Below are 19,558 nucleotides of genomic sequence, written 5' to 3'. Positions count from 1 at the left end.
GGACACCGCGGGCGCGGCGGGTGTGTCAGGCATCGGCGGGTTGCCTCTCCTCGTCTCGATAGTGGTCCTGGTCGTCCCCGGGGCCGGCGTCCTCGCCACGCCCCGCGGTGTCCTGCTCGTCGCCCGGCTCGACCCGGCTGACCAGGACGGTGTCTATGCGGTTGCGCCGGCCGGTGGTGCCCTCGGCGACCAGCCGGAGGCCGGCCACCTCGACCTGCGCCCCGGGGATCGGCACCCGGCCCAGCGACTGGGCGAGCAGACCACCGACCGTCTCCACCTCGTCGGCGGGCAGATCGGTGTCGAACAGCTCGCCCAGATTCTCCACCGGCAGGCGGGCGGTGACCCGCACGGCGGAGTCCGCCAGGCGTTCGACCGGCGGGCGTTCGACATCGTACTCGTCGGTGATCTCGCCGACGATCTCCTCCAGGATGTCCTCGATCGTGACCAGGCCGCCGGTGCCGCCGTACTCGTCGACCACGATGACCAGGTGGTTGCGGGCGGCCTGCATCTCGGACAGCAGGTCGTCGACCGGCTTGGACTCCGGTACGAAGGTCGCCGGACGCATCAGCTCGGCCACCGGCAACTGCTCGGCGTCCGGGTCACCGCCCCGGGAGCGCCGGATCAGGTCCTTGAGGTAGAGCACACCCAGCACGTCGTCGACGCTCTCGCCGATCACCGGAATGCGGGAGAAACCGGACCGCAGGAAGAGCGCCAGCGCCTGCTCGAGGGTCTTGCCCTCCTCGATCCACACCATCTCCGTACGCGGCACCATCACCTCGCGGGCGATGGTGTCGCCGAGCGCGAAGACCGAGTGGATCATCTGTCGCTCGCCGTGCTCGACCACGCCGCGCTGCTCGGCCAGGTCGACCAGCTCACGCAGCTCCACCTGGGTGGCGAACGGCCCCTCCCGGAAGCCGCGCCCCGGGGTGACCGCGTTGCCGATGAGGATGAGCAGCGACGCGAGCGGGTTGAGCGCCCGGCCCAGCCAGCGGACCAGCGGCGCCACCGCCCGCCCGACGGCGTACGCGTGCTGTCGGCCGATGGTGCGCGGGGCGACCCCGACCACCACGAAGCTGACCACGGTCATCGCGCCGGCGGTGACCAACGCGGCCCGCCAGCCGGCGCCGAAGGTGTCCACCGCGACCAGTGCCACCAGCGTGGTGGCGGTCAGCTCGGCGAGCAGCCGCAACAGCAGGAGCAGGTTGAGGTGCCGGACCACGTCGGCGGCGACGGTCTGGAGGGTACGCGCGCCGCGCACGCCGTCCCGGGCCAGCTCGGCCGCCCGGGCCGGGGAGACCGCGGCGAGCGCCGCCTCGGTCATCGCGATCAGGCCGGCCAGCACCACCAGGCCGGCGGCGAAGACGATCAGTTGCAGGTCGGGAAGGCCAGCCGTGGGGCTGGCCGCCAGTATCGGAGTGGGCATCACTGGTTGCGGGTCGACCGCCAGCTCGCCAGCAGTCGGGCCTGGAGCGCGAACATCTCCCGCTCCTCCTCCGGCTCGGCGTGGTCGTAGCCGAGCAGGTGCAGCACCCCGTGCACGGTGAGCAGGTGCAGCTCGTCGGCCGGCGCGTGCCCGGCGGTCGCCGCCTGCTTGGCCGCCACCTCCGGGCACAGCACGATGTCGCCGAGCAGGGCCGGCTCACCGCCGGACGGGGCGGTCTCGCCGGGGCCGTGGTCGACGCTGCCCTCGTCCATGGGGAACGCGAGCACGTCGGTCGGGCCTTCGCCACCCATCCAGCGGTGGTTCAACTCGGTCATGTAGTCGATGTCGACCAGCAGCACGGACAACTCGGCAAGGGGGTTGACCCCCATCTCGTCGAGTGCGTGCCGGGCGACGGCGAGCACGGCGTCGGTGTCGACCTCGACACCGGACTCGTTGGCGATCTCGATGGACAACTTGCTTCCTCTGCTTTAGCGGCGGCGGCCGGCCCGGCCGCCCTGGGCGGGTCGCCCGGGCACCGCGTGGACGCCCTGCGCCTGCTGGGTCTCCCGCTCGGCGTCCCAGCGGGCGTACGCGTCGACGATCTGCCCGACCAGCTGGTGGCGGACCACGTCGGAGCTGGACAACTGGGCGAAGTGCACGTCCTCGACGTTCTCCAGGATCTCCCGGACCACGCGCAGACCGCTGGTCGTGCCGCCGGGAAGGTCCACCTGGGTGACGTCACCGGTGACGACGATCTTGGAATTGAAGCCGAGCCGAGTGAGGAACATCTTCATCTGCTCGGGCGTCGTGTTCTGCGCCTCGTCCAGGATGATGAACGCGTCGTTGAGCGTGCGGCCGCGCATGTACGCCAGTGGGGCGACCTCGATCGTGCCCGCGGCCATCAGCTTCGGGATCGACTCCGGGTCGAGCATGTCGTGCAGCGCGTCGTAGAGCGGGCGCAGGTACGGGTCGATCTTCTCGTTCAGCGTGCCGGGCAGGAAGCCCAGTCGCTCACCCGCCTCGACCGCCGGTCGGGTCAGGATGATCCGGTTGACCTGCTTGGCCTGCAACGCCTGGACGGCCTTCGCCATGGCCAGGTAGGTCTTGCCGGTGCCGGCCGGGCCGATGCCGAAGACGATGGTGTGCGAGTCGATCGCGTCGACGTACCGCTTCTGCCCGAGGGTCTTGGGGCGGATGGTGCGCCCGCGCCGGGAGAGGATGTTGAGCGTCAGGACCTCGGCGGGCCGTTCGGCGCTGCCCTGCTCGAGCATGCCGACGGTACGCCGAACCGCGTCAGTGGTCAGGGTCTCGCCTTTCTCGATGAGTTCGAGCAGCTCAGTGAAGACCCGCTCGGCGAGGGCATTGTCCGCGGGCGCACCGGTGATGGTGATCTCGTTGCCACGGACGTGCACGTCGCTGGTGACCGAGCGTTCGACCAGTCGCAGGATCTCGTCACCTGCGCCGAGCAGATTGACCATGATCTTCGAGTCGGGCACGGTGATCCTGGTCTGCACCCGGGGCGGGCCGGGAGGTGGGGTGCCAGTCATAGGTCGGGCCGAAGGCCCCGCGCACCTGCTCTCGATCTCGGCGCCGGCCCTGCTGGCACGGCGTGCGGACGTTACCCCCATCGTATCGGTTCAACGCGGCCCGCATCGCGTCCATTTCCGCTGGCCGCGATCAACCCCCGGCCCGGAAGTCGTACCGGTCGAAGGTCTCCTGGTGGCGGGTGAAGCGGTACGTGGCCCAGTGCATCCGGACCACCGCGCCCGACTCGTCCCGGGTCAGCCTCAGCAGCTCGCCGACCTCCCGGCCGGAGACCGTGCGGAACACGTCCGGCCGGTCCGGCAGCGGGGTGAAGATCGCCGGTGGGCGTCCCGCCGGGTCGTTGGCCCCCCGCGCCCGCAGTGTGCCGTCGTGCCAGGAGAAGACGTACTCGAATCCCTCGCCCCACCAGCGGCCGAGCAGCCCCCGCAGGGCGGCCGGAGCGGGCGCGCCGGGCCGCCACGGCTCGATCTCCGCCGGGTCGTGCTCGACCGCCGCGGCGAGCAGCCGGTGCGGCAGGTCGAACAGCTCCGCCGCCGTGCCGGAGGAGCCGAGCACGGCGGCGCCCATCGCGCCCGCCGTGCCGTCGCCGCCCCGCCGGCCGTACACCGCGGCCAGGAATCCGGGCATCGCCCCGTCGTGCCCCACGTGCACCACCCGCTCGCCCTGCGGCACCAGGATCAGGCCGAGCCCGAAGCCGGCTCCCCACAGCGTCTCGTCGGTGGTGGTCACCGGCCAGCGCATCTCGTCCAGCGTGGCGGGGGCGAGCACCGCGCCGGCCGGGTCCAGCGCCGCCGGGTCGGCGAGGAACGCCGCCCAGCGGGCCATGTCGGTCGCCGTGCTCCAGAGCTGGGCGGCCGGGCCGACCGCGCCGAAGTCGGTCGGCGGCTCCGGGTGCGCCTCGTCGGAGTACGCGTCGACGAGGAAACCGGTGGCCGCCGCCGGCCCGGGGGTCACGGCGGTGTCGGCCAGGCCCAACGGCGTCAGCACCCGCTCGGCGAGCACCTCGGCCCAGCTGCCGCCGCGCAATCGGGCGACCAGTTGGCCGAGCACGGCCAGGCCGAGGTTCGAGTAGTGGAAGCGGCGGGCCGGTGGCAGCACGCGCTCGGCCCGGTCCAGCTCGGCGACCAACTGGTCGGCGTCCGGCGCGCGCAGGTTGTCCCAGACGTCGCCGAACGGCTCGCGTTGCAGGCCACCGGTGTGTGACAGCAGCCGGCGGACGGTCAGCTCCCCGTGGGCGGGCAGGTCCAGGTGCCGGCCCACCGGGTCGTCCAGATCCAGCAGCCCGTCGTCGCGGCACTGGAGGGTGAGCACCGCGGTGAAGGTCTTGGTGACCGAACCGATCCGGAACTGGGTGGACGCCCCCAGCGGGCGGTCGGTGCCGGTGCCGCCGACGGTGCAGCTCCAGAGCGGGCGGTCGGCCCGGTGCAGCGCCGCCGACACCGCCGGCACCCGGGCATCGGCCTGCACCCGGCGGACCAGCCGGCCCAGCCGCTCGTCGACGGCCCGGGCGGACAGCGGGTCAGCGCTCACGCCAGGTCCCGGGCGAGCATCGGGCCGAGCGGCGCGCCACCGAGCAGGTGTGCGTGCACGTGGAACACCTCCTGCCCGCCGTACACGCCGGTGTTGAACATCAGCCGGAAGCCGTCGCCGAGCAGCCCCTCGTCCTCGGCCACCGCGGCGGCCGTGGCCAGCACCTCCCCGGCCAGGGCCGGGTCACCCTGGGCGAGGGTGGCGATGTCGGCGTAGTGCTCCTTCGGAATCACCAGGACGTGCACCGGCGCCTTCGGACCGATGTCCCGGAAGGCGAGCGTGGTGGCGGTCTCCCGGACCACGGTGGCCGGAATCTCCCCGGCGACGATGCGGCAGAACAGGCAATCGGATCCCATCGGGGCAGTGTAGGGAAGGTCAGGGAAGGTACGGCAGGATGGCCGGCATGACGGATCGGGCGGTACTGGTGACCGGGGCCTCACGCGGGATCGGTCGGGCGGTGGCGACGGCGTTCGCGGCCGGCGGCGACCGGGTGGCCATCCACCACCGCGACTCGGCGGACGCGGCGGAGGAGCTACGCGCGCAACTGCCCGGCGCGGGGCACGTGGTGGTCCGCGCCGACCTCACCGACCCGGACGCGGTCCGGGCCATGGTCGACCGGGCCGCCGACCTGCTGGGCGGCCTGGACGTGCTGGTCAACAACGCCGGGATGTACGGCGACCGGGACGACCCGCACCCGATCTTCGGCGCCTCCTACGAGCAGTGGCAGAAGCGCTGGCGGCAGGTGCTGGAGACGAACCTGACCGGCGCCGGCAACGTCACCTGGTGCGCCGCCCAGCACATGCGGGAGCGCGGCGGTCGGATCGTCAACGTCTCGTCCCGGGGCGCGTTCCGCGGCGAGCCGGACCAGCCGGCGTACGGCGCCAGCAAGGCGGGGCTGAACGCGCTGGGCCAGTCCCTCGCGGTGGCGCTCGCGCCGTACGGCATCGCGGTCGCCACCGTCGCGCCGGGCTTCGTGGCGACCGACATGGTCACCGAGCACCTGCGCGGTGAGCAGGGCGCGGCCATCCGGGAGCAGAGCCCGTTCGACCGGGTGGCCCGGCCGGAAGAGATCGCCGCCGCGGTGCACTGGCTGGCCTCGCCGCTGGCCGAGTGGGCGTCGGGCGCCATCCTCGACCTCAACGGCGCGTCCTACCTGCGCAGCTGACCGCCGGCCCGACGATCGGCCCGGACCACCGGGTGTCGAGTCGCCGACCCGTTTCCTCGCGTCCCGCGCTACCAGCGGTTGAGGCGGGTGGCGAGCACGCTGAGCGCGGCCACGCCGGCGGTGGAGGTGCGCAGCACCGCCGGGCCGAGCCGGACCGGCTGGCCGCCAGCCTCGCGGAAGGCGGTCAGCTCGGCCGGGGCGATGCCGCCCTCGGGGCCGACCACCAGGACGATCTCCCCTGCCGACGGCAGCTCGGCGAGGGTCAGCCGCTCGTCGGCCTCCTCGTGCAGCACGAACGCGGCGGCGGCGCCGGCGATCCGGCGGGCCACCGTGGCCGTCGACTCGTCCGGCGCACCGGCCACCACCGGCAGCCAGGGGCGGCGGGCCTGCTTGGCCGCCTCCCGGGCGGTCGCCACCCACTTCTCCCGAGCCCGTACGCCCCGGTCGCCGCGCCACTGGGTCACCGAGCGGGACGCCGACCAGGGCACGATCTCGTCCACCCCGACCTCGGTCATCGCCTGCACGGCCAGCTCACCCCGGTCACCCTTGGCGATGCCCTGCACGATCACCAGCCGGGGTACGGGCGCGTCCGCGTACCCCCGGGAGGTGACGGTGAGATCGAGGCTGCCCCGGCCGACGGCGGTGACCACCGCGGCGGCCGTGCCGCCCCGGCCATCGGCGAGCAGCAACTCCTCGCCGACCCGCAGCCGCTGCACGGTGGCGGCGTGGTGCCCCTCCGGGCCGTCCAGGGTCAGCGCGTCACCGGTGGGCAGAGCCTCGACCAGGAACAGCGGCGCGGACACCTCAGGCGTGACCGTTGAACGCGTCGCGCATCCGGGAGAAGAAGCCGCCCTGCTTGGTCAGCTCGGCGACCTCCTCGCCCCGGGTCTTGGCGAAGTCGCGCAGCATCCGCTCCTGGTCCGGGTCGAGCTTGGTCGGCGTCCGGACGTCCAGGTGCACGTAGAGATCGCCCCGGCCGGTGCCGCGCAGGTGTGGCACCCCTCGGGCGCGCAGCCGCAGCGTGCTGGCGGGCTGGGTGCCGGCCTTCACGTCGACCGTCTCCTCGCTGTCCAGCGTCTTGATGGTCAGCCGGGTGCCCAGCGCCGCCGCGGTCATCGGGACGGTGACCCGGCAGTGCAGGTCGTCACCCTTGCGGGAGTACACGTCGTGCGGCCGCTCGTGGATCTCCACGTAGAGGTCGCCGGCGGTGCCGCCACCCGGGCCCACCTCGCCCTGCTGAGCCAGCCGGATCCGCATGCCGTCCTCGACACCGGCGGGGATCTTGACGGTCAGCGAGCGACGGGTACGCACCCGGCCGTCGCCGGCGCAGGTGGGGCAGGGGTGCGGGATGGTGGTGCCGTAGCCCTGGCAGACGGTGCACGGGCGGGCGGAGACCACCTGGCCGAGGAAGGTGCGCTGCACCGACTGCACCTCGCCACGGCCGCCGCACGCCTCGCAGGTGGCCAGGTGGGTGCCGGCTGCCGTGCCGGCGCCGGAGCAGGTGGTGCAGAGCACGGCCGTGTCGACGGTGATCGGCGCCTCGACGCCGAACGCCGTCTCGTGCAGGTCCAGCTCAAGGCGCAGGATCGCGTCGGCGCCCGGCCGGGTACGCGGGCGCGGGCCGCGCGCGCCACCCGCCGCGCCGCCGAAGAACGCGTCCATGATGTCCTGGAACCCGACGAACGGGCCGGCTCCACCGGGACCGCCCGGGCCGCCGGCGCCGCCGCCACCCGGGGCGAGCGGGTCGCCACCCAGGTCGACGATCTGCCGCTTGCGGTCGTCCGAGAGCACCTCGTACGCGGCGTTGATGTCCTTGAACTTCTCCTGAGCCTCCGGGTCCGGATTGACGTCCGGGTGGAACTGGCGCGCCAGCTTGCGGTAGGCGCGCTTGATCTCGTCGTCGGAGGCTTCCCGGCTCACACCGAGGATGCCGTAGTAGTCCCTGGCCACTGCGTTCCGTGTCCTCATGTTCGTCTCGCGTTGCGCCGGTCGGCGGCCGCAGCCGGCCGTCGGCCCTGACTGGTCAGTTCTGGGCCAGCAGCTCGCCCACGTAGCGTGCCACGGCGCGCACCGTGGCGATGGTGCCGGGGTAGTCCATCCGGGTGGGTCCCAGCACCCCCAGGCCGCCCACGATGGTGGCGCCCGGGCCGTACCCGGTGCTGACCACCGAGGCGGCGCGCAGGTTGTCGAACTCGTTCTCGTCGCCGATCAGCACCCGGGTCGTGCTCGGCTCGGCCTCGCCGATGAGCTTGAGGAGCACGACCTCCTCCTCCAGCGCCTCGAGGATCGGCCGCAGCGAGCCCTGGAAGTCGAGCAGACCGCCCCGGGTGAGGTTGGCGGTGCCGGCCAGCGCGATGCGTTCCTCGTGCCGCTCGACCAGCGTCTCGAGCAGCACGGTGGAGAGCGTGGTCATCGCGGGGCGCAACTCCGACGGCGCCTCCTCGACCAGCGCCTGCACCAGCGGCGGAGTGTCGGACAGCCGGGCGCCGGCGAGCTTCTCGTTGACGAGTCGGCGCAGGTCGGTGACGTCGTCGGGGTGCACGGGCCCGGGCAGCTCCACCAGCCGCTGCTCGACCCGCCCGGTGTCGGCGATCATGACGAGCATCAGCCGGGTGGTGGAGATCGGCACCAGCTCCAGGTGGCGCACCGAGGAGCGGGCCAGGCTCGGGTACTGCACCACGGCCACCTGCCGGGTCAGTTGGGCGAGCAGTCGCACGGTGCGGTGCACCACGTCGTCGAGGTCGACCGCGCCGACCAGGAAGCGCTCGATCGCCCGGCGCTCGGCCGGGCTGAGCGGCTTGACCCGGGACAGCCGGTCCACGAAGAGCCGGTAGCCGCGGTCGGTGGGCACCCGGCCGGCACTGGTGTGCGGCTGCCGGATGTAGCCCTCCTCCTCCAGCACGGCCATGTCGTTGCGGACCGTGGCCGGGGACACACCGAGCTGGTGACGCTCGACCAGCGCCTTGCTGCCGACCGGCTCCTGGGTGGAGACGTAGTCCTCGACGATGGCGCGGAGCACGGCGAGCTTGCGGTCGTCGAGACCCATCTCCGCACCTCCTGTCGCACGTCGGCCGCCGGCGCCCGTGGGGCCGGCGGGCCGTCCTGGCACTCGACTGTAACGAGTGCCAGTCTACGTCGGCCCGCCCGCCCGCGCGATGATCAAGACCGTCGCTGTCCGTTCAGCCGGCCCGGCGCGGCGGTGTCGCTCTGGTGCGGCGTTGCCACCGGCCCCTACCGTGACACCCATGACTGAACCACCTCGCCCTCCCGGTGCGGGAGACCCCGGCAACTACCCGCCGGAGCCGACCTCGCCGGGCCCGTCCTCCTCGGCCGAGCCACCCACCGCACCACTGTCCGGGGCACCTGGCCCGGGCGGCTATCCCCCGGCCGGTGGCTATCCGCCACCCTCCGGTGACCAACCGCCGTCAGGCGGCTACCCTCCGCCCGGTGGTTACCCGCCGCCCGGTGGCTACCCCCCTGGCGGCTATCCGGCCGGCGGCGCCTACGGCGGCCCCGGCGGCGGCTACGCCAACAACGATGACAAGACCTGGGCGCTGGTCGCGCATTTCGGCGGCGCCGCCGGCGCGCTGATCAGCTTCGGCCCGCTGGGCTTCGTCGGCCCGCTCATCGCCTACCTGGCCCGCGGTCAGCAGTCCCCGACCGTCCGGGCGCACGCCCTGGCCGCGCTGAACTTCCAGATCCTCTGGTCGATCATCGCGTTCGTGCTGCTCTTCGTGAGCTGGTGCCTGCTCTTCCTGCCCAGCATCGCGGTGGTGGTGATCCAGATCCTGTTCGGGATCATCGCCGGCATGAAGGCCAACGAGGGCAGCCACTACCGCTACCCGATGTCGGCCAGTTTCATCAAGTGACCCGGGTCGGCCGCTCCCCCGGCCGGCCCGGTGCACCGCCTCAGGGCAGCAGGTCGCGCACCACGGCGTCGGCGAGCAGCCGGCCGCGCAGGGTGAGCACCGCCCGGCCCGCCGCGTACTCCGGTGCGGCCAGCAGACCGCCGGCCAGCGCCCGCTCGGCGCCGGCCCGGCCCGCGGCGTCGAGCACCGCCAGCGGCAGCCCGCTGGCGAGCCGCAGCCGGAGCATGACGTCCTCCATGTGCGTCTCGTCGGCGGTGAGCACCTCGCGGGCCAGGCCGGGTGACGCGCCGGCGGCCAGCCGCTGGGCGTACGCCGAGGGGTGTTTGACGTTCCACCAGCGCACCCCGCCGACGTGGCTGTGCGCTCCGGGGCCCAGCCCCCACCAGTCGGCGCCGGTCCAGTAGAGCAGGTTGTGCCGGCACCGTGCCTCGTCGGTGCGGGCCCAGTTGGAGACCTCGTACCAGGACAGCCCGGCCGCGTCGAGCGCGGCCTCCGCGGCAAGGTAGCGGTCCGCGGCCACGTCGTCACTGGGGTACGCCAGCTCGCCGCGCCGCATCCGGGCGGCGAGCCGGGTGCCGTCCTCGACGATCAGGGCGTACGCGCTGACGTGGTCCACCCCGGCGGCCACGACCTGGTCCAGCGAGGCGGCGAAGTCCTCGGCCCGCTCCCCCGGGGTTCCGTAGATCAGGTCCAGGTTGACGTGCTCGAACCCGGCGTCGCGCGCCTCCAGGGCGGCGGCGGTGGCCCGGCCGGCGCTGTGTTTGCGGTCCAGGATCGCCAGCACTCCCGGGGAGGCGGACTGCATGCCCAGCGAGATCCGGGTGTAGCCGGCGGCCCGCAGCAGCTTCAACGATTCCGGGGTGACCGATTCCGGGTTGGCCTCGGTGGTGACCTCGGCGTCGGCGGCGAGCCCCCAGGTGCGGTCGATGCCGTCGAGGATGCGGGCCAGGTCGTCGGCGGGGAGCAGGGTGGGCGTGCCACCGCCCACGAAGACCGTGTCGACCCGCGGCGGTGGGCTGTCGCCCAGCACCCGGGCGGCGAGCGTCAACTCGGCCAGCACGGTGTCCGCGTACCCCTCGCGGCTGGCGCCGCCACCCAGCTCGGCCGCGGTGTAGGTGTTGAAGTCGCAGTAGCCGCAGCGGCTGGCACAGAACGGCACGTGGACGTATACGCCGAAGCCGCGCGCGCCGACCGCGGTGGTGGCGGTGGCGGGCAGCGATCCGTCGGCGGGGACGGTCTCACCATCTGGAAGGACGCCGGGCATGGCCACTAGTGTGCCCGGCATGACCTCTCCCGACGTGCTCGTGCGGGTCTCCACGGCCCGCGGGGTGACCACCCTCACCCTGGACAGCCCGCACAACCGCAACGCGCTCTCCACCGGCCTGATGACGCAGCTGCTGGCCGGATTGGCCGACGCGATCGCCGACGACGCGGTCCGGGTGATCGTGCTCGACCACACCGGCCCGGTCTTCTGCTCGGGCGCGGATCTGAAGGAGACCGCCGCGGCGTACGCCAGCGGGTCGGTGCCGGCCGGAATGCTGGGCGACGTGCTCGCCGCGCTCTGGGAGTGCCCGAAGCCGGTGCTGGCCCGGGTCGCCGGGCCGGCGCGGGCCGGCGGGTTGGGCCTGATCGCCGCCGCCGACCTGGCCGTCTGCGCCGACGAGGCGACGTTCGCCTTCACCGAGGTGCGGATCGGGGTGATCCCGGCGGTCATCTCGGCGACCGTGCTGCCCCGGCTGCGCCCGCGCGCCGCCGCCGAGCTGTACCTGACCGGGGACACCTTCGACGGCCGGCGGGCCGCCGAGATCGGCCTGGTCACCGCCGCTGTCCCGGCGGACGGGCTGGACGCGGCGGTCAGCCGGTACTGCGACTCGCTGGTGCGCGGCGCCCCCGGCGCGCTGGCCGGCGCGAAGGAGCTGCTGCGCCGACCGGCCACCGCCGAGCTGCGCGCCGAGCTGGCCCGGCTGTCCGCTCTCTCGACCGGCTACTTCCTCTCCGACGAGGGACGCGAGGGGGTCACCGCGTTCCGGGAGAAGCGACCGGCGAGCTGGGTGCCCGCTCTCGACGGGTGAGCTGTTGCCGTTGCCCTTTCGCGGGTGAGCGGTTGCCGTTGCCCGGTGTCCGCCCTCGGAGAGGTCGGGGCGCCGCCTGGGCAGGGCGGCGCCCCTGGGCCGGTCACCACGCGGTCGCGCCGCCGTCGACCGGGTAGTTCGCCCCGGTGATGTACGACGCCCGGTCGGACGCGAGGAAGACCACCAGCTCGGCGACCTCCTCCGGTTGAGCAAAGCGCTTGACCAGGGTCTTGCCGATGATCGCGTCCCGGGCCGCCTGGTTGTCGCCGAGGTCGCGTTCGCTGGCCGGGCTCACGATGGGCCCGGGGCTGATCGCCACCGCGCGGATCCCGTGGGGCGCGCCTTCGAGCGCGAGCTGTCGGGTCATGCCGACGATGCCGGCGTTCGCGGCGGCGTGCCCGACCATCGGGGGGACGTGGCCACCGATCATCCCGGCCATCGAAGCGGCGCTGATGATGACGCCGCCGCCCCGCCGGACCAGGTGCGGCCAGGCGAACTTCGACACGAAGAAGGGAATGTCGAGTTCGCCGGTGATGGTGTACCGCCAGTCCTCGACGGAGAAGTCGGGCATCGGACCGAAGCGGAGCGCGGCCGCGTTGTTGTAGACCACGTCGAGCCCGCCGTACGCCTCCACGGCGTCCTCGACGAGCTTGCGCACCTGTTCGGGGTCGGTGAGGTCGACCGGGGCGAGGCCGGTCATCTCACCGCCCGCGTTCCGGACCAGTTCGACCGTCTCGTTGTTGCCGTCGATCTGGATGTCGGCGCCGACGACCCGTGCGCCTTCCCGCGCGAAGGCCAGCGCCGCGACCCGGCCCAGACCACCTCCGGTGCCGGTGATGAGCACGACCTTGCCATCCAGCGTTCCCATGGGGCTCCTCCTTGATCCGTGATCTTCCGAGGCTGTGTGTCCGCAGGGGTCCGCGAACCAGCTCCCGCAATTGACACGTCAATCAACACAGATCCTTGACCGATCAATCACCTCTGACCGTGCCCGGTGGGGTGATGCCGACGACAGGCCACTCCGCGCGGACCACGCGTCCAGCGCTTAATGCCCGATTATTGTCGAATTGTGGCGGGCGGAAGGCCTGGTAGGCGCAGGTGAGACCGCTGCCGGAGCGGGAACGTCGGTCGGTGCGGCCGGGGCCGGCCACGGCGAAACCGGTCGGACGACCCGGATAGGTCGCCGCGGGACGTACGCTTGTCGGACTGTCGATCTGGGGGTGTGGGTGCGAACTCGGGCAACCGTGGCGGGTGGAGTGGTTCTCATCCTCATCGCCGTGATCGCAGTCTGGCTCGTCGTGCGGCAGGTCGGAGACCAGCTGCGACTGCCGCTGTCCGCGCGGACCTGCACGGTCCATGCCGACGGCCGGGTCGCACTGGACCCCGACCAGATGGCCAACGCGGCGACCATCGCGGCGATCGGCGCGCAGCGCGGGATGCCCGAGCGGGCCGTGGTGGTCGCGCTGGCCACGGCGTACCAGGAATCCGGGCTGCGCAACCTCGCCGACGGCGACCGTGACTCGGTCGGCCTGTTCCAACAGCGCCCGAGCCAGGGCTGGGGCACCCCCAAGCAGATCCGCGACCCGCGCTACGCGGCGAACCGTTTCTACGCGGCGCTGAAGAAGGTGCGTGGCTGGGAGTCGATGCGGGTCACCGACGCCGCCCAGCGGGTGCAGCGCTCGGCGTTCCCCGAGGCGTACCAGAAGTGGGCCGACGACTCCGAGGTGCTCAGCCGGGCCCTGCTGGGCGACGCCACCGGCGCGGTCGCCTGCTCGGTGGGGCGTACCCCGGCGATGCGCGGCGCGGCGGCGGCCGCCCAGTTGACCCGCAACCTGGTGCTGGACTGGGGGGTGTCGAGCACCGACCCGACGGACCAGACCGGGCTGGCCGTGGCCGCGGGCGACCAGCGCGACGGCTGGCGGTACGCGCACTGGCTGGTCTCGCACGCACAGGACCACGGCCTGAAGCGGGTCCGCTTCGGTGGCCTGGAGTGGACCGCCCGGGACGGCACCTGGGGGCAGGTGAGCGGCGAACAGGGGCCCGCCGGGCAGGTGGTGGCCGAGGTGTTCGCCGAGGGGTGACCCGGCCCTGATCTCTTAACCGGCAGTCACCGCACAATCGGACAAAAACCGGCAGACACCGCTAGTGATCACGCAAATTTGACCATCCGTGATGGTTCCGCTGCACGCGGTCCGGCCCGGGTCCACCCGTGCCGCACGCCCTCCCCAAGGCCGAGGCATGCGCGTTACGATCGGCGGCCTGTGCCAGAAATGGTTTCACCTCATGGGGAGGGGTACGACGCGGTGTTCGATTACGGCGACCGGACCGGCTACGAACCGATCAGCGACACTGACCGCAAGGAGTTCCACGAGCAGGGCTTCCTCCTGCTGCGCAACGTCCTGACCGAGGATCACCGGGCGGCGCTGGAGGCGGCGGTCGACCGCGTCTACGCGGAGGAACAGGCCAAGGGCAACACCAAGAAGGACGGCACCCTGCACCTGCTGGGCTTCCTGGAGCGCGACGAGCTCTTCGGTGAGCTGCTCACCCACCCGATCGCCTTCCCGTACATGTGGGGGCTGGCCGGCTGGAACATCTACACCCACCACAACCACCTGGACGTCACCCCGCCGGCCGCCGAGCCGGAGAAGCCGTACTGGGGCTGGCACCAGGACGGGTACCGCCAGAACTCCGACCCGGAGACGATGGACCCGAACCTGCCCCGGCCGATGTTCTCGCTGAAGGTCGCGTACGTGCTCTCCGACCTCTCCGAGACCGGTCGCGGCGCCACCAAGGTCATCCCGGGCAGCCACCTGTTGAACTCACTGCCCCGGCCGAAGGACCTCAGCGTGCACAACCCGGACCCGGAGGGCACGGTGGAGATCACCGCCAACCCGGGTGACGCCTTCATCTTCGACCGCCGGCAGTGGCACTCTCGGTCGACGAACCTGTCGACCATCACCCGCAAGATGCTCTTCGTCGGCTACACCTACCGGTGGATCCGCCCGCTGGACGAGCTGCACCCGGACCTGAACGGCGAGTGGTACCGCAACCGCACGCCCGTGCAGCGCCAGCTGATCGGTGAGGGCACCCACACCGCGAACTACTGGGGCATCAACTGGGACGGGTACGTCGACGACGAGATCCCGCTGCGCAAGGAGCTCAAGGAGCGCGGTCTGCTGGACCGCAGCGTCCCCTGGCTCCGCTGACGGAGGAAGGGGCCCCTTGTTATCGCGTCTCGGATAACAAGGGGCCCCTTCGCATATCTGCCGCCGGGTGAACGCCGGGCGATGGCGGTCGGCCGACCCCGGCGGTGTGCCCGCTCGGCGGTCGTCACCGCCCCAGCCGGCGGCGGGCCTTCTCCCGGATCGACTCCGGCAGGTCGGGTGCCTCCAGCAGCCGGGGCAACAGCTCCGGCTCCAGGCTGGTGGCCCGGAACACCTCGCCGATGGTCACGCCGTGCGCGGGCCGGTCCACCACCTCGACCGGGTCGCCCGGGCCCACCTCCCCCTCGCGCAGCACCCGCAGGTAGGCCCCGGGCAGCGCCCGGACGGTGAACCGCTTGATCAGGTCCGGTACGCCCCAGAAGCCGGCGAAGGTGGTGCACGGCGTTCGGGGCTTGGTCACCTCAAGCAGGGCGGACCCGATCTGCCACTGCTCACCGATCACCGCGCCGGTCACGTCGACTGCATACGTGGTGAGGTTCTCGCCGAAGCCGCCGGGCCCGATGTCCCGGCCCAGTTCGGTCGCCCACCAGGCGCCGTCCTCCTCCGCGTAGGCGTAGACCGCCTGGTCCGCGCCGCCGTGGTGGGCTCGCTCGCCGATGAAGTCGCCGACCACCCCGTCGACCCGGATCAGCACCGGCGCGTCCACCGGCCGCTTGTCGATGCCGCTGCGACCGCTCGCGTCGCCGGCCCACTCGGCCTCGGTGACCACACCGAGGTTCACCGCTGCCACCCTGCCCGTCATGGCGGTCAGCCTAGCGGGGCCCGACGGGGTGGGGCGTCGCCAAGATCGCCGACAGCCGTGGGCGGCCGTCAGCCCTTGACGGCGCCGGCGACCAGGCCGGAGACCATCCGCCGCTGCACCAGCAGGAAGAAGATGATGACCGGCAGGGTGAACAGGGTGGACGCGGCCATCACCGGGCCCCAGTTGGTGTCGTCCCGGCCGAAGAAGAAGGTCATCGCCACCGGCAGGGTGTAGCGGTTCTGGTCGTTGATGAACGTCAACGCGAAGATCAGCTCGTTCCACGCGGTGATGAACGAGAAGATGCTGGTGGCCACCAGGCCGGGCGCGACCAGCGGGAACAGGATCCGGCGGAAGATCTGGGCCCGACTGGCGCCGTCGATGGCGGCCGCTTCCTCCAACTCCTTGGGCACCGCGGCGACGAAGCCGCGCAGCATCCAGACCGCGAACGGCAGCGAGAAGCCCAGGTACGTGAGGATGAGGCTGGGCAGGGTGTTGTAGAGGCCGAGCCGCTGGATCATCAGGAACAGCGGGATGACCAGCGCCTCCAGCGGGATCATCTGCACCACCAGCAGCATGATCAGGAAGCTGGTCCGCAGCTTGAAGCGGAACCGGGCCACCGCGGTCGCGGCGAGCAGGGCGACCAGGCCGCTGAGCACCACCGTCGCGACGGCGACCAGTGCGCTGTTGAGGAAGAAGTCGGCGAAGCTCACGCCGGGGATCAGGTTGCCGGTCAGGATCTCCCGGTAGTGCGCCAGCGTCGGGTGGGTCGGCACCGGCTGTGGAGTGGACGAGAAGATCTCCCTGCTCGGCTTCAGCGAAGTGGAGATCATCCAGTAGACGGGGAACGCCGCGAAGAGCGCGACCAGCAGCCCGGCGCCGTTGAGGGCGATCTTCTTCACGACTCGTCCTCCTGTCTGAGCACCATCCGTACGTAGAAGCCGGTGACCACGAGCAGGATCAGGGTGAGGATCACCGCGATGGCCGCACCGAGGCCGTACTTCGGCGGCGGCGAGAACGCCTCCGCGTACGAGTAGATGGAGAGCATGAACGTCGGCCGGTCCTGGGTGCCTCCGGCCAGCACGAACTGCTGGGTGAAGACCTTGAAGTCCCAGATGGTGGAGAGCACGATCAGGATGCCGAAGACCGGGCGCAGCAGCGGGAACGTGATCTTCCAGAACGCCCGCCAGGGGCCGGCGCCGTCCACCCGGGCAGCCTCGTGCAGTTCGCTCGGCACGCTCTTCAGGCCGGCGAGCACGCTCACCGCGATGAACGGGAACGAGTGCCAGACCACCACCAGGGTGAGGATCGCGAAGAAGAGCAGGGGCGAGTTGAACCAGCCGTAGCCGGTCCAGTCACTGCGGCCGAACAGGGCGTTGGAGAGGCCGTCCGGCAGCGCGTTGAACAGCCAGGTGACCAGACCGCTGGTGTCGTCGAAGATCCACTTCCAGACGATCGTGCCGGTCAGCGCCGGGGTGGCCCAGGCGAGCATCACGCAACTCGCCACGAAGGTGGCCATCTTGCGGCCGAGCCGGTTGAGCAGCAGCCCGACCAGGGTGCCGAGGACCATCGTGAGCAGCACGTTGGCCGCGGCGAACAGGACCGTGTTGCGCAGCACCGTCAGGAAGAACGGATCGGAGAGGATGTCGGCGTAGTTGCCCAGCCCCACCCACGGCCACTCCCGGTCGCCGCGCAGTTGCCGGACGCTGTTCAACCGGTAGAAGGACATCGCCACCACCTGGCCGAGCGGCCAGAGCAGCAGCACCCCGATGATCGCCAGCGCGGGCAGCAGCAGCAGGTACGGCAGGCGGTCGACCGGGCGACGCCGCCGCGCGGGGGTCTCCCGCGCGGCGGCCGCCTCGGCACCCTTAAGCAGTAGGCTCACTTGCTGTTCAGAATGCCTTCCATCTCAGCGGACGCGTCGGCGGTGGCCTTCTCGACCGTCTTCTGACCCTTCATGACCGAGCTGTTCATCGCCTGGGTCACCGTCTTCGTCCGGCTGACCTCCACCCACTTCGGCGTGAGCGGCGTGAGCTTGGTGTTCTGCATGGTGGTGGCGAACGACGCCATGATCTTGTCGTTGGCGTACGTGCCACCGGCGACCAGATCCTGGTAGACCGGGAAGAAGCCGAGGCTGCTCGCGAAGCTCTGCGCGTTCTTCTTGTTCAGCAGCACGGTCAGGTAGTCCCAGGCCAGATCCTGGCGCTCGCTGTCCTTCCAGATCGCCACGTCCGAACCACCGGCGAAACCGGGCGCCGCCTTGCCGTCCGGGCCGGGGATCGGGAACGTACCCCAGACCTTCTCGATCTCGGGGTTGTCCTTCTTGATGGCGCCCTGCTGCCAGCTGCCGGCGAAGGCCATCGCGGCCTTGCCGGTGGCGAACTGGGTGCGGGCGTCGATCTCGTTCCAACCAGCCGCGGCCGGCGGGGCCACCTTGTGGACGGTCACCAGGTCGGTCCAGAACTTGACCGCCCGCTGCGCCTCCGGCGTGTTGTAGCCGGACTTCCAGGTGCCGCCCTGGTTGGTGGCGATCTCGGCGCCGGCACCCCAGAGGAAGGAGTAGAAGGGCAGCTCGGAGTTGCCCGGCAGGGCGATGCCGTAGGTGCCCTTCTTCTTCGCCTGCACAGCCTTGGCCACGGTGACCAGGTCGTCCCAGGTCTTCGGCGGCTGCACGCCGGCCTCGGCGAACCAGTCGGTGCGGTAGTAGATCGCGCGCACGCCGGCGTACCAGGGCACGCCGTACTGCTTGCCGTCGAGCTGCGCGTTGCGGACCAGGTCGGGCAGCAGGTCCTTGCCGTCGGCCCAGCCACCCATCCGGCCACTCACGTCGGCGAGCGCCTCCTGGGCCGCCCAGCCCTGGGTCTCGGTGTTGCCCAGCTCGGTGACGTCCGGCCCCTCACCACCGGCGAGCGCGGCCTGGAACTTCTTGGGCGCTTCGAGCCAGGGAATGTACTGGACCACCACGTCGGTGTCGGGGTGCTTCTGCCGGAACTCGGTCTCCACCCCGTCGAGGAAGGTGTTCTGCGCGTCCCCGCCCTCGCCCATCATCCAGACCGTGAGCTTGCTGTCGTCCGCCGCGTCATCGCCGGAGGAGCCTCCGCAGCCGGTCAGCACCATCGCGGCCGAGGCCACCACAGCGGTGACCGGGGCCAGCCGCTTCCACCTGTTCACGCCACTTCTCCCCTCACGCCGCCTGGAACTAACCTTCTCCGCCGCACCCTAGTACGAAGAATTCCTTTACGACAGTGGGCGTGCCGGCGAAAGCGAGGCGACCGTACCGCAGCGGGGCCGCGAAAGGGGCTCTGGCATCGGGCCGAAGTCGGGCACTCCCGCACGAAAGAGCGCCCGGCCGAGGGCCGGGCGCTCTTTGCCGTCGTACGGTGATGCCGGGTTGTTATCGGGTGATGCTGCGGCGGCGACCCACGCCGGCCACCAGCGCGACCGCGATCGCGGCCAGAACCACCTGCACGAGCAGCTCGCCCCAGTCGATACCGCTGGTCTCGGTCGCGATGCCGATCGCCCGCGCCAGCACGGTGCCCAGCAGGGCCGCGCCGACACCGATCAGCAGGTGCAGCCAGATCGGCATGTTCTGGCGGCCCGGAACGACCAGGCGGCCCAGGGCCCCGACGATGAGACCGACAACGATCGCAGTGATGATGCCCCACACGGTGAGCTCCACGGTCGCCCTCCTTCTAAGAATGTCTGACACACGCTGTGTGTGCTTCCTGTCGTGACCGCTAAGTTCCCGAAGCGCCGAAAATCCAAACCGACTTCGGCCACCAGACGATCACGACCAGGACGACAGGTACCTGTTCCACCCACCCCCTCGGCCTCGTCGGAGAAGAGCCCGAGCGGCGGCGTTGCGATCGGCGGGCGGCGCCGTGCTGGGTGGCGGCGAGCGCTTGATCGACACGAGGTCGGCGACATCGGGGTATCGCGGCCGGGGGGAAAGGCCGATATCGCCGATATCGAGTGGATCAAGGAGAGCGGG

General features: G+C 71.7%; 21 protein-coding genes. 6 read left to right on the top strand and 15 right to left on the bottom strand.

Annotated elements, in window-relative coordinates; genetic code table 11:
* Positions 1–25 precede the first annotated feature (25 nt).
* The 5 genes from EAD98_RS02845 to EAD98_RS02825 form a co-directional block, all read right to left on the bottom strand.
* Positions 26–1,423 (bottom strand): hemolysin family protein, encoded by a 1,398-nt coding sequence (locus EAD98_RS02845; RefSeq protein ID WP_121652522.1) that lies wholly within the window; start codon positions 1,421–1,423, stop codon positions 26–28.
* Positions 1,423–1,896 carry an rRNA maturation RNase YbeY gene (ybeY, locus tag EAD98_RS02840; RefSeq protein WP_121652521.1) on the bottom strand — a complete coding sequence of 158 codons (474 nt, stop codon included), beginning with the start codon at positions 1,894–1,896 and terminating at the stop codon, positions 1,423–1,425. The genes EAD98_RS02845 and ybeY overlap by 1 nt, the downstream gene beginning before the upstream one ends.
* A gap of 15 nt (positions 1,897–1,911) precedes the next feature.
* On the bottom strand, positions 1,912–2,970 hold the full coding sequence (locus EAD98_RS02835) for a PhoH family protein (protein ID WP_121652520.1): 1,059 nt from the start codon (positions 2,968–2,970) through the stop codon (positions 1,912–1,914).
* A 130-nt stretch (positions 2,971–3,100) separates the two neighbouring features.
* Positions 3,101–4,498 (bottom strand): serine hydrolase, encoded by a 1,398-nt coding sequence (locus tag EAD98_RS02830; protein WP_233583692.1) that lies wholly within the window; start codon positions 4,496–4,498, stop codon positions 3,101–3,103.
* Complete coding sequence (locus EAD98_RS02825; protein WP_121652519.1) at positions 4,495–4,854, bottom strand: histidine triad nucleotide-binding protein; 360 nt, start codon at positions 4,852–4,854, stop codon at positions 4,495–4,497. Before EAD98_RS02825 ends, EAD98_RS02830 begins: the two co-directional genes overlap by 4 nt.
* A gap of 47 nt (positions 4,855–4,901) precedes the next feature.
* On the opposite strand from EAD98_RS02825, the gene EAD98_RS02820 reads away from it, so the two are divergent.
* Positions 4,902–5,663 carry an SDR family NAD(P)-dependent oxidoreductase gene (locus EAD98_RS02820; RefSeq protein WP_121652523.1) on the top strand — a complete coding sequence of 254 codons (762 nt, stop codon included), beginning with the start codon at positions 4,902–4,904 and terminating at the stop codon, positions 5,661–5,663.
* A 68-nt stretch (positions 5,664–5,731) separates the two neighbouring features.
* On the opposite strand, the gene EAD98_RS02815 is transcribed toward EAD98_RS02820, so the two are convergent.
* The 3 genes from EAD98_RS02815 to hrcA form a co-directional block, all read right to left on the bottom strand.
* Complete coding sequence (locus tag EAD98_RS02815) at positions 5,732–6,466, bottom strand: 16S rRNA (uracil(1498)-N(3))-methyltransferase (RefSeq protein WP_121652518.1); 735 nt, start codon at positions 6,464–6,466, stop codon at positions 5,732–5,734.
* 1 nt (position 6,467) lies between these two features.
* A complete protein-coding gene (dnaJ, locus tag EAD98_RS02810; protein WP_199723260.1) occupies positions 6,468–7,613 on the bottom strand; it encodes a molecular chaperone DnaJ in 1,146 nt (381 codons plus the stop codon).
* Positions 7,614–7,686: 73 nt separating this feature from the next.
* Positions 7,687–8,709 (bottom strand): heat-inducible transcriptional repressor HrcA, encoded by a 1,023-nt coding sequence (hrcA, locus tag EAD98_RS02805; protein WP_121652517.1) that lies wholly within the window; start codon positions 8,707–8,709, stop codon positions 7,687–7,689.
* Positions 8,710–8,908: 199 nt separating this feature from the next.
* Here hrcA and EAD98_RS02800 point away from each other — a divergent pair, with 199 nt between their 5' ends.
* Positions 8,909–9,532 carry a DUF4870 domain-containing protein gene (locus EAD98_RS02800; RefSeq protein ID WP_199723258.1) on the top strand — a complete coding sequence of 208 codons (624 nt, stop codon included), beginning with the start codon at positions 8,909–8,911 and terminating at the stop codon, positions 9,530–9,532.
* A gap of 40 nt (positions 9,533–9,572) precedes the next feature.
* Here the strand turns inward: EAD98_RS02800 and hemW are convergent, their stop codons facing one another.
* Positions 9,573–10,796, bottom strand: a complete 1,224-nt coding sequence (gene hemW / locus EAD98_RS02795) for a radical SAM family heme chaperone HemW (RefSeq protein ID WP_199723259.1) — start codon at positions 10,794–10,796, stop codon at positions 9,573–9,575.
* A 19-nt stretch (positions 10,797–10,815) separates the two neighbouring features.
* On the opposite strand from hemW, the gene EAD98_RS02790 reads away from it, so the two are divergent.
* On the top strand, positions 10,816–11,604 hold the full coding sequence (locus EAD98_RS02790; protein ID WP_121652514.1) for an enoyl-CoA hydratase-related protein: 789 nt from the start codon (positions 10,816–10,818) through the stop codon (positions 11,602–11,604).
* Positions 11,605–11,707: 103 nt separating this feature from the next.
* On the opposite strand, the gene EAD98_RS02785 is transcribed toward EAD98_RS02790, so the two are convergent.
* Positions 11,708–12,472 carry an SDR family NAD(P)-dependent oxidoreductase gene (locus EAD98_RS02785; RefSeq protein WP_121652513.1) on the bottom strand — a complete coding sequence of 255 codons (765 nt, stop codon included), beginning with the start codon at positions 12,470–12,472 and terminating at the stop codon, positions 11,708–11,710.
* A gap of 352 nt (positions 12,473–12,824) precedes the next feature.
* Here EAD98_RS02785 and EAD98_RS02780 point away from each other — a divergent pair, with 352 nt between their 5' ends.
* Entirely contained in the window at positions 12,825–13,685 is an 861-nt protein-coding gene (locus tag EAD98_RS02780) for a hypothetical protein (RefSeq protein WP_121652512.1), read from the top strand.
* A gap of 222 nt (positions 13,686–13,907) precedes the next feature.
* On the top strand, positions 13,908–14,810 hold the full coding sequence (locus EAD98_RS02775) for a phytanoyl-CoA dioxygenase family protein (protein ID WP_233578915.1): 903 nt from the start codon (positions 13,908–13,910) through the stop codon (positions 14,808–14,810).
* Positions 14,811–14,934: 124 nt separating this feature from the next.
* Here EAD98_RS02775 and EAD98_RS02770 read toward each other — a convergent pair whose 3' ends face one another.
* From EAD98_RS02770 to EAD98_RS02750, 5 genes are all read right to left on the bottom strand, one after another.
* Positions 14,935–15,570: an MOSC domain-containing protein gene (locus EAD98_RS02770; protein WP_121652510.1), complete on the bottom strand. Its 636-nt coding sequence runs from the start codon at positions 15,568–15,570 to the stop codon at positions 14,935–14,937.
* Positions 15,571–15,638: 68 nt separating this feature from the next.
* Positions 15,639–16,469 (bottom strand): carbohydrate ABC transporter permease, encoded by an 831-nt coding sequence (locus EAD98_RS02765; RefSeq protein WP_121652509.1) that lies wholly within the window; start codon positions 16,467–16,469, stop codon positions 15,639–15,641.
* The gene (locus tag EAD98_RS02760) at positions 16,466–17,452 is read right to left on the bottom strand and encodes a carbohydrate ABC transporter permease (RefSeq protein WP_121652508.1); all 987 of its coding nucleotides are present in this window, start codon (positions 17,450–17,452) and stop codon (positions 16,466–16,468) included. The genes EAD98_RS02765 and EAD98_RS02760 overlap by 4 nt, the downstream gene beginning before the upstream one ends.
* Entirely contained in the window at positions 17,449–18,738 is a 1,290-nt protein-coding gene (locus tag EAD98_RS02755) for a sugar ABC transporter substrate-binding protein (protein ID WP_121652507.1), read from the bottom strand. The genes EAD98_RS02760 and EAD98_RS02755 overlap by 4 nt, the downstream gene beginning before the upstream one ends.
* Positions 18,739–18,961: 223 nt before the next feature.
* Positions 18,962–19,246, bottom strand: coding sequence for a GlsB/YeaQ/YmgE family stress response membrane protein (locus tag EAD98_RS02750; RefSeq protein ID WP_121652506.1), 285 nt, complete (start codon positions 19,244–19,246; stop codon positions 18,962–18,964).
* A 51-nt stretch (positions 19,247–19,297) separates the two neighbouring features.
* Between EAD98_RS02750 and EAD98_RS31435 the strand changes: the two genes are divergently transcribed.
* A partial coding sequence (locus tag EAD98_RS31435) for a hypothetical protein (RefSeq protein WP_233583691.1) occupies positions 19,298–19,558 on the top strand: 261 nt, incomplete at its 3' end.

It is taken from the genome of Micromonospora sp. CV4, assembly GCF_003667455.1.
In the GTDB taxonomy this organism is placed as follows: domain Bacteria; phylum Actinomycetota; class Actinomycetes; order Mycobacteriales; family Micromonosporaceae; genus Micromonospora.
This window is presented reverse-complemented; position numbering and strand designations above follow the sequence as displayed.

Bases quoted from the DNA above. Each gene is read 5' to 3' on its own strand.
- EAD98_RS02845 (WP_121652522.1), bottom strand. From the start codon at position 1,423: ATGCCCACTCCGATACTGGCGGCCAGCCCCACGGCTGGCCTTCCCGAC.
- EAD98_RS02835 (WP_121652520.1), bottom strand. From the start codon at position 2,970: ATGACTGGCACCCCACCTCCCGGCCCGCCCCGGGTGCAGACCAGGATC.
- EAD98_RS02825 (WP_121652519.1), bottom strand. From the start codon at position 4,854: ATGGGATCCGATTGCCTGTTCTGCCGCATCGTCGCCGGGGAGATTCCG.
- EAD98_RS02820 (WP_121652523.1), top strand. From the start codon at position 4,902: ATGACGGATCGGGCGGTACTGGTGACCGGGGCCTCACGCGGGATCGGT.
- hrcA (WP_121652517.1), bottom strand. From the start codon at position 8,709: ATGGGTCTCGACGACCGCAAGCTCGCCGTGCTCCGCGCCATCGTCGAG.
- EAD98_RS02800 (WP_199723258.1), top strand. From the start codon at position 8,909: ATGACTGAACCACCTCGCCCTCCCGGTGCGGGAGACCCCGGCAACTAC.
- hemW (WP_199723259.1), bottom strand. From the start codon at position 10,796: ATGCCCGGCGTCCTTCCAGATGGTGAGACCGTCCCCGCCGACGGATCG.
- EAD98_RS02790 (WP_121652514.1), top strand. From the start codon at position 10,816: ATGACCTCTCCCGACGTGCTCGTGCGGGTCTCCACGGCCCGCGGGGTG.
- EAD98_RS02785 (WP_121652513.1), bottom strand. From the start codon at position 12,472: ATGGGAACGCTGGATGGCAAGGTCGTGCTCATCACCGGCACCGGAGGT.
- EAD98_RS02770 (WP_121652510.1), bottom strand. From the start codon at position 15,570: ATGACGGGCAGGGTGGCAGCGGTGAACCTCGGTGTGGTCACCGAGGCC.